Below are 11,293 nucleotides of genomic sequence, written 5' to 3'. Positions count from 1 at the left end.
CACGAGGAGGCGCCAGGTTAAACTGAAGGGACTGACCCCGGAGGAGTTCCGGAGACAGTCCCTTGCGGCGTAGTTCTTATTTAAGCCGTCCAGGTTTTGGGGTGCAGTTCAACGTGCGGCGGGGGTTCTTTCGTCCTGCGGAATGTCCGCGAAGGTTAGCCCTCAGATCCTGCTACGACTACGTCCTCGGATTGTGGGGCTGAATGAAGGACGTGGCTGAGGGGGCCTTTTGTCCCCTTCGCTGTTTCGCGGCTTTGCCGCGAAACCTCGCGCTCCTTTGGGGATGGATGGGGGCGTGGCTGGATTGCAGATTCAAATGGCTAGAGAGATATGGGCGCGAACGAGAAATCGTTATTGGGGTCATCCTTTTCCATAAACTCATCGAGACAAAACGTCATGTAGATTGGAACGTACAGAACCTTGCCCTCTTTGCTGAGATTCTCGTGGCTCAGTACAACGGCCTCGGGAATTTTGTACTCGCCTACACTCATCAGACGATCGAGGGCCGCATGCGCTCGAACTTTCTTGCCCGATTTGACCTCGATTGGGACAACATGCCCGTGGGCGCCTTCGATCACAAAGTCAACTTCACCGACCTCACGCGTTTGGTAGTACCATGCATCCGCCCCGAGGGCAACGAGTTCCTGCGCGACCACGTTCTCATAGAGACCACCAAGGTTGGGAGTTTTCATATCAAGATAGACAGCGCGTGCAGTGCTACCGGGGTATCGCGATGCGAGCATGCCTGTATCAGACTCGTATAGTTTGAAGGCTGTCGTTTTCTCCGTCCTCTTGAGGGGACTCCGTGGCTCCGTCACCCTGGCGACCATCAATCCAACACCTGCGTTAACAAGCCACAGGAAATCCTGCTCATATTTTTTAAGGCGAGCTCCCTCACCCAGAGACGAAACAACAAAGCGATGAGACTCCGCCTCAAGCTGAACGGGAATTTGCTCAAAAATCGACCGAACGTTAAACGCTCGAGTCGATGCATATTTTGAGATATCGCTTTTGTACTGATCGACCAACTGAGTTTGAAGCTCACGTGTGCTCACGAGCGAATAACCCGAATCAATATAATTCTGAACGACCTCCGGCATGCCGCCGCAAACGATATAAGCTCTATAGTTCTTGAGCATCGCCTCATGAATATAGTTTTCGACAGGATGTTTCTCGACAAGGCAGCTGCGAATGCCTGCAAGCACATTCTCGCTAACGCTGTTTGCCCAACAAAACTCTTCAAAATCCATCGGGCGCATAACAATGTGCTCTACATACCCCACCGGAAAAGAAGAGATCCCCTTAAACTCAGTCCCAAGCATAGACCCCGAGAAGACATAGCTAAAGCGCCCATCCTCGACCAACGCCTTCATGAGTGTAACGATCTGCGGATACTCCTGAATCTCATCGACAAAGACAAGCGTATCGCCCTCAACAAGCGGCGCATCCGCAAGAAGGGCTACGCGGTTGATAAAGTCAACGGAGTTCTTTGCGCCAACAAGTGCATTCCTTGCTTCGATATCGAGTAGTAAATTGACCTCAAAATACGAAGCGTAGTTGCTTTTTCCAAACGCGCGAATCGCATAGCTCTTGCCGATCTGACGCGCACCAGTAACAAGTAATGCCTTATTGGAGTTATTCTTCCAGCTCAAAAGCCTATCAGTGACCTTACGGCGTAGCATTAAACCCCCAAATGACAAAAATTGACAGATAGAATCGCCTAAAATCATACAAAAATTGGCAGATAATAACGTCGTAAATATACAAAAATTGGAAGATAGCAAAGGTCCGATAAGGTCTCAAAGCCACTGAAACAGCGCTCTACTTTGCGAAGGAGCTGGGGACGCTGTTGCGTGCGTCTCCAGCCCTCTGATTCTTACTTTGGGTCCCGTGGTGGGACTATGTTGGTGCTACCTGGCTGTTTTTACCTTGTCTCGCCGCTCTCTGTGCGTAGGCGGTAGCCGTGGACGAGGTCGCTAATAGCCGGCCAGGGAATCTGGCGGTCGACCCAAAATTGGAGCTGGACCAGATAGCGCTCAGTGGCACGGGTGAGGGCCGCGAACTGTTCGTGAGTCTCTACCTGGGCGTAGAGGTCGCGGCTGTGGGCGAGGATTGCCGTAGTGTCATCCATTTTGCCGGTGACGTCAAAGGCGCCCGAGAACCAGTCGCACAGGCGCGCGGCGCTGTTGTTGATCGTTGCGAGGTCGGCGGTGCCGTCGTTGGCGTTTTCGTTGGCCTGGGCTCGCAGGAGGGAGAGAGCGTCGGCGGCGTTCATACAGTAGCCGACGGTGAAGTTCCAGACGGCGAATTCGCGGCCGGTGTCGAGCTTGCGGCGGCGCATGTAGTCGATGTCACGGGGTTCTTCGAGCATCATTTGGTCAGCGAGGGCCTCAAGTGCAGTGGTGTACTCGGCAAGGTCGAGTGCGAGCAGGGTGTTGATATCCATCATCTTTAGGCCTCCGTTTCGATCTCGACGATTTCGTTTTTAATGTACATGCCCTGGTTGTCCCAGACATTGCGGCAGGCGGCGGCAAAGCGCTCGCGGTCGGCTTCGCAGATGCGGGCGAACATGTTGCAGGTGCCAAAGGGCTCGCACACGTCAAAGAAGATGCAAATTGACGACCAGCCGCCATACCAGCTCACGGCGCCCGCTGGCTCGTGAAAGACGGGGTTCTCGATGTGCTCGTAATTGGCGATGGGGCCCGATACGGGATAGGTTACCTCGGCATCGCAGATCTTGGCCGAAAAGATACGTGACTCGACCGGACAGGACGATTCGAACAGCTTGCACGCCTCGGGAGCCTTGTCCCAGAGCATGTCGGCGAGAAACGTCTCGCCATTCAGCGTGATCTTGAGCATTTTTGTCATAGTAAGGACCTCCTCAATCCGTCGCTCAAGGGGTTCGCTGGCGGATAAGGAGAAGACAGCAGCGGGGTCGCCGAACCCAAACTTCACGACAGATCTCTGTCGCCCCAGCCCGCGCTGTTCTTCGCTAAAGTACCATGCCGTAATTGCGCGCGCAATATCAGTTTTTGAATTTCTGGAAGCGGCAATCGACGAGACGGCTCGCCGGCTGCCGGCCGACGCGCGGTAAAGGCGCTCGTCTATTCCCTAAGTTGGATGAAAAACGCTATGTTATTGCAGGGGTGCATACTCGTCTTATAAATGTATAGAATCTCGTATAGTGCGAGTAAGATATTGCGCTGTCTGTTTTGTGTTTAGCAAAGATATAGTTTGCATAATCTGGTCTAATCCCTGCTATATCAAAATAAAGTCGCACGTAAATAGCTTAGATATGCTTGAGCTGGGCATCTTTACGCTGAACGGGTAAAAACGACCGTTCACCGTTCAACTGTTTTCAAAATGAATAAAATGAGCGATAAAGAGAATATAAACCTTAATAAACTCGCGTATTGCACGGACGTGGGTTATTAATGGGATGTAGGCCTTTTACAGAAAGGATTCCAGCAATGTCTAAGCCTCTTGGCAAGCCCGATCGTATTGTCGTCGCCCTTGGCGGCAACGCCCTCGGCAACAACCCCGTCGAGCAGATCGAGGCCGTGAGCAACACCGCCCACGCACTCCTTGGTCTCATCGAGCAGGGTAACGAGATCATCATCACCCACGGCAACGGCCCGCAGGTCGGCATGATCCAGAATGCCTTCGCCGCTGCCCACGACGCCATCGGCACCCCCGAGATGCCGCTGCCCGAGTGCGGCGCCATGTCCCAGGGCTACATTGGTTATCACCTGCAGCAGGGCATCGGCCGCGAGATGCACAAGCGCTATAAGCGTTGGCACGCGGCCACCGTCGTCACCCAGATCGAGTGCGATCCCGACGATCCTGCGTTCAAGAACCCGACCAAGCCGATCGGCCCCTTCTACACCGAGGAGCAGGCCAAGGAGTTCATGGCCGAGGATCCCTCCAAGGTCTTCGTCGAGGATTCCGGCCGCGGCTGGCGCCGCGTCGTCGCCTCCCCCGATCCCAAGAAGATCGTCGAGGCCGACTCCATCCTCAACCTGCTCGACAACGAGTTCATCGTCATCGCCTGCGGTGGCGGCGGCATTCCCGTCGTCCGCGACTACGAGAACAAGGGTTGCTACAAGGGCGTTCCCGCCGTCATCGACAAGGACCTGGGCGGCGAGCTGCTGGCCGAGGACTGCGACGCCGACGTTCTGTTCCTGCTGACCGCCGTTGAGCATGTCGCCATCAACTTTGGCAAGCCCAACCAGGAGGAGCTCGAGGACCTCACCGCCGACGAGGCCGAGCGCCTGGCCGACGAGGGCCAGTTCGGTAAGGGTTCCATGGAGCCCAAGGTCCGCGCTGCCATCAAGTTCGCCCGTTCCCGCAAGGGCCGCACCTGCATCATCGGCGCCCTGGACAAGGCCGCCGAGACCATGGCCGGCCTCTCCGGTACCCGCATCCACGAGTAGTCTCTACTCTGTTGCCTCTCTTGTGGGCGCCAGGCAAAGCGCCCATAAACTAGCCTCTCTTCATGAGCCCCGCAGTCCGCTCCGACTGCGGGGCTTTTGCTATTGAGGTGACTGTTCATGAGAAGCGCTGAAGACCGCGGAAACCCGGCACTTGGGGACGTTCCTTTTCTGCCGGCATCTTGGGACAGTCCTTTTCGGCAGCGCGAGCGGTCGTCTGCAAAGACCGTCCCCAGTGGCTAGTCATTTAATGGCTGGTCATTTAAGTCTGTCCCCAATGACTAGTATTGGCCATTTAAGTCTGTCCCCAATGACTAGTAGTAGGCCCACATGGCTTCGATTTCGTTGAGGACTTCTACGATGCCCCAACGGCGGGCGCTACGGCTGGGCGAATTGGGATCGTAGACACCGATTTGGTCGGCGTCGTCAATGCCGTAGAGGACGATGTAATGACCCACGTTGGTAAACGTGCCGGGACGCACGACGGCGATTACGGGAGCACCCGAGCGCAAGGTCTGGGCCATCGAGTCTCGGTCGTTGTAGAGCTGCGTCCCGTTAAGCCCCAGCTGCGCGGCGCCGCTCGTCATAAACGACCACTCGGTGGCACCGGTGGGGGCATAGTTGCCCGCCTCGGAAAGGGCGCACATATCGACCGGCGTCATATCGGTGCGCCCCGTTGTAAAGATGTAGATCATGGTGAGGCAGGTGGGTCCGCAGCCGTTTTGGCGGATAGTTCCGCCGGCGTAGGGCAGCTCCGACCATGCGGGGTCGATCTGGTAGATATGCGGCATGGTGCCGGCACTCCACTGCGAACGTGGGGTCGAAAAAGCAAACGAGTAGCCGGGTGCGACTGGGGCTTTGAGGAGCTTTTCCTCGGCGGTGGGCTCTAGGCCGGCAGAGCCATGCGAGGCACACGACCCCAGATACACAAATGCCAGACATGCCATGATGGAGCACAGGGCAAGACAGAGACGATGAATCTGCGGATTGGCGGCCCGGCCGCGTCCCAGCGGCCGTGGCTGCTTTGCGCCGCGTCCGCCGCGGGGCTTCGAAAAGAAACGGCTGATGTGGTTGTCAGACTTTCGCCGATCGATTTTCTGCCGCCGAGGCACTTCGGCCCGGCGTTGACGGGTGCCCGAGCATGGGCGACCCGCCTGACGCGTGCTGGTATTCTGCGGCATAGACGACGAGGGGCGATCCTGCGGACGCTGCGGCCCGTCGTTGTCAGAAACACTCCTGGATGCTGGCGTGGTACGCCCGGCAAGGCGAACGTTTCGCTGTCGTTCGCCGCCGTTGTATTCGTATGCCATTTGCACCGCCTCGTCTCATGTATAACCCGTCCATCCTACAAAAAAGACGTGCAGCAAATGAGGACATACACCAAAACCTCGGTAAGCGGCATGGACGGGAGCGAGCCTGGCGTCATAAAGCGACGCCCTCCGCGAGCGATTGAGTCGCGTCATCAAAACGGACGCCCGCACCGAGTGGCGCCCCTCGCCGTTCGTCCCAAAAACGGCGCCGCTCGTTTTGCAGTTCTGCCTTCGGTCGAGCTACGAGTGGCGTTGCTGTGCCAAGGCCGTATCTTAAAGCCATGAAATAAAAAGTGCGCGGCAAAACAGGCCGTGCAAGGGGTGACGCCAAGGGGCGTCAGAAAGGAAAGGAGGGGAACAATGGCGGACAAGAACGCAGAAGTTGCAGTCGAGGATACCGGCGGCATGAAGAAAACGCTTTCGCTCTGGAACTTCTTCACCATCGGTTTCGGTGCCATCATCGGTACCGGTTGGGTTCTGCAGGTCGGCGACTGGATGGTCGTGGGCGGCGGTCCCGTTCCCGCTATGATCGCATTCCTCTTGGGTGCAATCTTCCTCGTGCCCGTCGGAGCTGTTTTCGGTGAGCTTACGGCTGCTATCCCCATCTCGGGCGGCATCGTCGAGTATGTCGATCGTAGCTTTGGCCGTACACTGAGCTACATCACCGGTTGGCTCCTGGCCCTGGGCAACGGCATCCTGTGCCCGTGGGAGGCCATTGCCATTTCGACTCTCGTGTCCGAGATGTTCGGTAGCCTGCCCGGTCTTGAGTGGCTGCGCGCCATCAAGCTCTACACCATCCTGGGCGCCGACGTTTACCTGTTCCCGACGCTGATCGCGCTCGGCTTTGCAGTCTACGTCATCTTCCTCAATTTCCGCGGTGCCAGCTCGGCCGCCAAGCTCCAAGCCTTCCTGACCAAGGCCCTGCTCTGCGGCATGCTACTCGCCATGGGCGTCTCGCTGTTCACCGGCTCGCCGAACAACGCCATGCCTGTGTTCTCCCAGGTCGCCGGTGCTGGCGGCGGTAAGGCCGCCACCGAGGGCACCAGCCTGTTCGCCGGTATCGTGTCGGTCCTGGTTCTGACCCCGTTCTTCTACGCCGGTTTCGACACCATTCCTCAGCAGGCTGAGGAAGCAGCCGAGGGCCTTAACTGGAACAAGTTCGGCAAGATCATCTCCCTGGCCCTGCTGGCCGCCGGCGGCTTCTACATGGTCTGCATTTACTCGTTCGGCACTATCCTTGACTGGCATGAGTTTGTTAAGAGCCCCGTTCCCGCGCTTGCCTGTCTTAAGGGCATCAACATGCTCCTGTACCTGGCCATGCTCGTCATCGCCACGCTTGGACCCATGGGCCCGATGAACTCCTTCTACGGCGCCACGAGCCGCATTATGCTCGCCATGGGCCGCAAGGGCCAGCTGCCCGAGAAGTTTGCCGAGGTCGATCCCAATTCCGGCGCTCCCAAGCTCGCCTGCGTCGTTCTGGCCATCATCACCGTCGTCGGTCCGTTCCTGGGCAAGAACATGCTCATCCCTCTGACCAATGTGTCGGCTCTCGCCTTCATCTTCTCTTGCGGCATGGTCGCTCTTGCCTGCCTGCGCATGCGCTTCACCGAGCCCGACCTACCTCGTCCCTACGAGGTGCCCGGCGGCAAGTTTGGCATCAGCCTCGCCATCGCTGCCTGCGCCATCATCATCGGCCTGCTCGTGATTCCGTTCTCTCCCGCCTCCCTCAACATGGTGGAGTGGAGCATCGTGATCGGCTGGTTGGCTATTGGCCTGGCTCTCATGGCTTTCACCAATTCCCGTAAAAAGTAACGCCTAACCGGGGCGGATTGGGTGCGCGGTGCCCTCTCTCCCGCGTACCGAACCCGGCATCACTTGGGTAGCTTTGTGAGGCCTTAACCCAACACGGCCTCACCCACTATATGGATCCATAAGGAGGAACCATGTCCACTAAGTATGCAATCGTTGGCGGCAAGCTCATCGACGGTACCGGTGCCGAGCCGGTCGAGAACTCCCTCGTTCTCGTCGACGATAACGGCAAGATCGAGTACGCCGGTGTTATGCAGGACCTTCCCGAGGGCGTTGAGGTTATCGACGCCGCCGGCAAGACTGTCCTTCCCGGCCTGATCGACACCCACCTGCACTTCTCGGGCAACCTGACCGACGATGACACCGATTGGGTCATGCAGCCGCTCCTCGAGAAGCAGGCCGTCGCCGTCAAGCAGGCCTACGACTGCCTCACCCACGGCCTCACCACCGTCTGCGAGATCGGCCGCTTTGGTATCCAGATTCGCGACTGCATCGACAAGGGCGTCTTTAAGGGCCCGCGCGTTCTGGCCACCGGCCTCGGCTTCTGCCGTGTTGCCGGTCACGGTGACTCCCACCACTGCACCCAGGAGCTCAACAAGGAATCCCATCCCTGGGGCGACCAGGTCGACGGTCCTTGGGATCTGCGCAAGGCCGTCCGTCGTCGCCTGCGCGAGAACCCCGATGCCATCAAGATCTGGGCTACCGGTGGCGGCATCTGGCGCTGGGACTCCGGTCGCGACCAGCACTATTGCTCCGAGGAGATCCAGGCCGTGGTCGAAGAGGCCAAGATGGTCGGTATCCCCGTGTGGAGCCACTGCTACAACAACCACGCCGCCGCCTACGATTCCGTTCGCTTTGGCTGCGAGCAGCTGATTCACGGCTTCGATATCGATGAGCGCACCATGGACCTTATGGCCGAGCAGGGCACCTTCTTCACCCCGACGATCGCCTTCCTGCCCACCTGGTACGCCACCTATCCTCCCGTCTATGTCCCCGAGCTGCACGACAAGTACGAGGGTACCCTGGTCGAGAAGGAGCTGCAGCGCAACTATGACTGCCTGCGCGAGGCCAAGAAGCGCGGCGTCGTCATGACGATCGGCTCTGACTCCTTCTCCTTCGTCACCCCGTACGGCACCTGCTCCATCGAGGAGATGTACGAGTTCGTCGACAAGATCGGCTTCACCCCGGTCGAGACCATCACCTGCGCCACCCTCAACGGTGCCAAGATGTGCCACATCGAGGACGAGACCGGTTCCATCGAGGCCGGCAAGTGCGCCGACCTGCTGGTCGTCAACGGTGACGTCGCCGCCGACATCCACGTGCTCAACACCGACAACATGGACGTCATCATGAAGGACGGCTGGATTGTCGAGGCCGGCACCTTCGGCGAGCCAAACAAGTACAGCGCCTAAGCTACCGTTAGTCGATGGCTGGATGTAAAACACAGTTTTTGATTGCATAATGCAATGGAGAGGGTCGCTTGCGGCCCTCTTTATTGCTATCGGTACTACGGACAAGAGGGGATGACGGTGGATCTCAATAGGCTGATTCTGGGCAAGAGTTACAACTCTACCAAGGTCTTTCGTACGGCCCAGCATGTGGTCCAGGCCATCCTGCTCGGTGTTGTCGTTCCGGCGCTTATCTTGCTGCTTATCTGGGATTTAACCGATAATCCCAATCCCGTTCCAGGCGTTGTCGTTATTGCCGGCCTGGTCATGCTGTGCTTCTTCTTCTCGTATGTCTTTGTGGTCCCCGATGACCTCACATCGAGCGCAACCGACCGCACGCTCGCCATCGCATCAAAAATATTCGCCTACACGTCGCGCGGCCTTACGCCCGAAGCGGCCCTGGGTGCCTCTAAAATCATCCTGTCCGAGACCATCGCTTCTGCCATCTGCTTTACTGACGGCAGGCAGGTGCTGGCAAGCTGGGGCGAGGACTCGGCAAAGTGCCCTGCCGGAACCCCGGTAGTGCTCAAGACCACGCTCAACGTGATTGAGACGGGCGAGCAGAGCGTGTTTTCGCGTGATGCCTCCAATGAGACGGGCGGCTATTTTCCCCGTCTGCGTGCCGGCATTGTCGCGCCGCTTAGCGTGCGTGGGCATTGCGTGGGCACGCTCGAGCTGTATTACCCCCGCCTGAGCAGCATCGATATGCGCCAGACGGCGCTTGCCTCGGGTTTCGCCGATCTCATTTCCACGCAGCTCGCCAGCTTTGAGCTCGAGCGCCAGGATGAGCTCACGGCCCGCGTTGAGCTCCGCGCTCTGCAGTCGCAGGTCGATCCGCATTTTCTATTCAATACCATTAGCACGATCGTTTCGCTCGTTCGAACCGAGCCCGACAAGGCGCGATCGCTGCTGATCGACTTTTCCAACTACTATCGTCAGACGCTTTCTGACTCCGATACGCTCACCACGCTCGAGCACGAGGTGGAACAGGGCACCCGTTATATCAATCTTATGCAGGCCCGGTATGGCGACGGCCGTCTGCGCGTTTCGGTCGACATCGACTTTGAGGTGCGCGACAGCCTGGTGCCGCCGTTTATCTTGCAGCCGCTGCTCGAAAACTGCATCAAGCATGCGCAGCGCGAGACCGAGCCGCTTTCCATTCGTGTTAGGGCTTTTGAGACCGATGACGGCTTGGAGATCATCGTCGAAGATGACGGCATCGGTATGAGCGAAGAAGTCTGCGCGCATCTGTTTGAGCAGCATCGCCGAGAGGAGCCCGAAAGCATTACCGCCGACGGCTCCGTCAAGCGAGGCTGCGGCCTGGCGCTCTTCAACGTGCTTCAGCGCATCCATTTCTTTTACGGAGAAGATTCTGGCATGCGCGTGAAGTCCCAGGAGGGCGTGGGAACGCAGGTCATCGTTGAGTTGAACGGCGAGCCGCATGAGCCGGCGCCGCTAACGGTGTAGCACGCGGTTGGATTGAGAGAAAAAAAGAGGGGAAACGCATATGTCCGAAGGCTGGAATATCTTGGTGGTTGATGACGAGCCCCCAATTAGGGCTGAGCTACGCTATCTGTTGGAAAAGGATGCGCGTGTGGGCCAGATTGCCGAGGCGGGCAATGTCACCGAAGCCGTGGAATCGATTCTGTCGAACAAGCCCGACGTGCTGTTTTTAGACATTACTATGCCTGGTCGCTCGGGAATTGAGCTTGCCGAGACGCTTCAGAACCTAAAGACACCGCCGGTCGTGGTGTTTGTGACGGCATTTGCCGAGTATGCGGCCGATGCCTATAACCTCGATGCCGTCGATTACATCGTAAAGCCGGTCGAGGATGCTCGCCTGTCAAAGGCGCTCGATAAGATCGAGACCGCCCTGGGCGCTCTCCGTGTCGTCCATGCTCCGCGCCAGCCTTTGCGCCTGACGGTGGATCGTGGGGGTAAAAAGGTGTTCATTCCCGTGGCGGATGTCTGCTACTTTGAGGCGCGCGCCGATTTTTGCAACGCCGTCTGCGCCGAGGGAACATATCTGATCAATGAGTCGATTTCATCGCTCGAGCGGCGCCTGGCCTCCGAGGGCTTTATCCGTGTCCACCGCAGCTATCTGGTCAATTTGGAAGACGTGCACAATGTCGAGATCGGTTCTACGGGTCTCATGGAACTCAGGCTCGATTGCGTAACCTCGACGGTGCCCGTGTCCCGTCGTCGCGCTGCCGAGGTTAAGGCGCGCCTGGGGCTTGTGTAGACGGTCCGCATGCCATCGTTTGCCGACGCGGGTTTGGCATGGCCGCGCGGTGGG

At 58.1% G+C, this 11,293-nt stretch carries 10 protein-coding genes; 6 read left to right on the top strand and 4 right to left on the bottom strand.

What is annotated here, in order from left to right:
- A partial coding sequence (locus ACTM86_RS04440) for an IS3 family transposase (protein ID WP_441015707.1) occupies nt 1-73 on the top strand: 73 nt, incomplete at its 5' end.
- A gap of 247 nt (nt 74-320) precedes the next feature.
- Here the strand turns inward: ACTM86_RS04440 and ACTM86_RS04435 are convergent.
- The 3 genes from ACTM86_RS04435 to ACTM86_RS04425 form a co-directional block, all read right to left on the bottom strand.
- A complete protein-coding gene (locus ACTM86_RS04435) occupies nt 321-1,652 on the bottom strand; it encodes an ATP-binding protein (RefSeq protein WP_441015542.1) in 1,332 nt (443 codons plus the stop codon).
- Nucleotides 1,653-1,924: 272 nt separating this feature from the next.
- Nucleotides 1,925-2,446 (bottom strand): hypothetical protein, encoded by a 522-nt coding sequence (locus ACTM86_RS04430; protein ID WP_271758658.1) that lies wholly within the window; start codon nt 2,444-2,446, stop codon nt 1,925-1,927.
- Nucleotides 2,447-2,451: 5 nt separating this feature from the next.
- A complete protein-coding gene (locus ACTM86_RS04425; protein WP_154518619.1) occupies nt 2,452-2,868 on the bottom strand; it encodes a DUF3830 family protein in 417 nt (138 codons plus the stop codon).
- Nucleotides 2,869-3,470: 602 nt separating this feature from the next.
- On the opposite strand from ACTM86_RS04425, the gene arcC reads away from it, so the two are divergent.
- Nucleotides 3,471-4,433 (top strand): carbamate kinase, encoded by a 963-nt coding sequence (gene arcC / locus ACTM86_RS04420; protein WP_006235166.1) that lies wholly within the window; start codon nt 3,471-3,473, stop codon nt 4,431-4,433.
- 311 nt (nt 4,434-4,744) lie between these two features.
- On the opposite strand, the gene ACTM86_RS04415 is transcribed toward arcC, so the two are convergent.
- Entirely contained in the window at nt 4,745-5,377 is a 633-nt protein-coding gene (locus ACTM86_RS04415; RefSeq protein WP_441015544.1) for a C39 family peptidase, read from the bottom strand.
- A gap of 723 nt (nt 5,378-6,100) precedes the next feature.
- On the opposite strand from ACTM86_RS04415, the gene ACTM86_RS04410 reads away from it, so the two are divergent.
- The 4 genes from ACTM86_RS04410 to ACTM86_RS04395 all read left to right on the top strand — a co-directional run bounded on the left by ACTM86_RS04410 (nt 6,101) and on the right by ACTM86_RS04395 (nt 11,239).
- Nucleotides 6,101-7,552, top strand: coding sequence for an APC family permease (locus ACTM86_RS04410; RefSeq protein WP_427728889.1), 1,452 nt, complete (start codon nt 6,101-6,103; stop codon nt 7,550-7,552).
- 131 nt (nt 7,553-7,683) lie between these two features.
- Nucleotides 7,684-8,961, top strand: coding sequence for a metal-dependent hydrolase family protein (locus tag ACTM86_RS04405; protein WP_154518625.1), 1,278 nt, complete (start codon nt 7,684-7,686; stop codon nt 8,959-8,961).
- 117 nt (nt 8,962-9,078) lie between these two features.
- A complete protein-coding gene (locus ACTM86_RS04400) occupies nt 9,079-10,464 on the top strand; it encodes a sensor histidine kinase (protein ID WP_427728891.1) in 1,386 nt (461 codons plus the stop codon).
- A 40-nt stretch (nt 10,465-10,504) separates the two neighbouring features.
- Nucleotides 10,505-11,239 (top strand): LytR/AlgR family response regulator transcription factor, encoded by a 735-nt coding sequence (locus ACTM86_RS04395; protein WP_441015546.1) that lies wholly within the window; start codon nt 10,505-10,507, stop codon nt 11,237-11,239.
- Nucleotides 11,240-11,293: the final 54 nt, after the last annotated feature.

It is taken from the genome of Collinsella sp. HCP3S3_E11, from assembly GCF_052067375.1.
GTDB lineage: Bacteria > Actinomycetota > Coriobacteriia > Coriobacteriales > Coriobacteriaceae > Collinsella.
The sequence above is the reverse complement of the archived record's forward strand: the minus strand, read 5'-3'. Positions and strand labels throughout refer to the sequence as shown.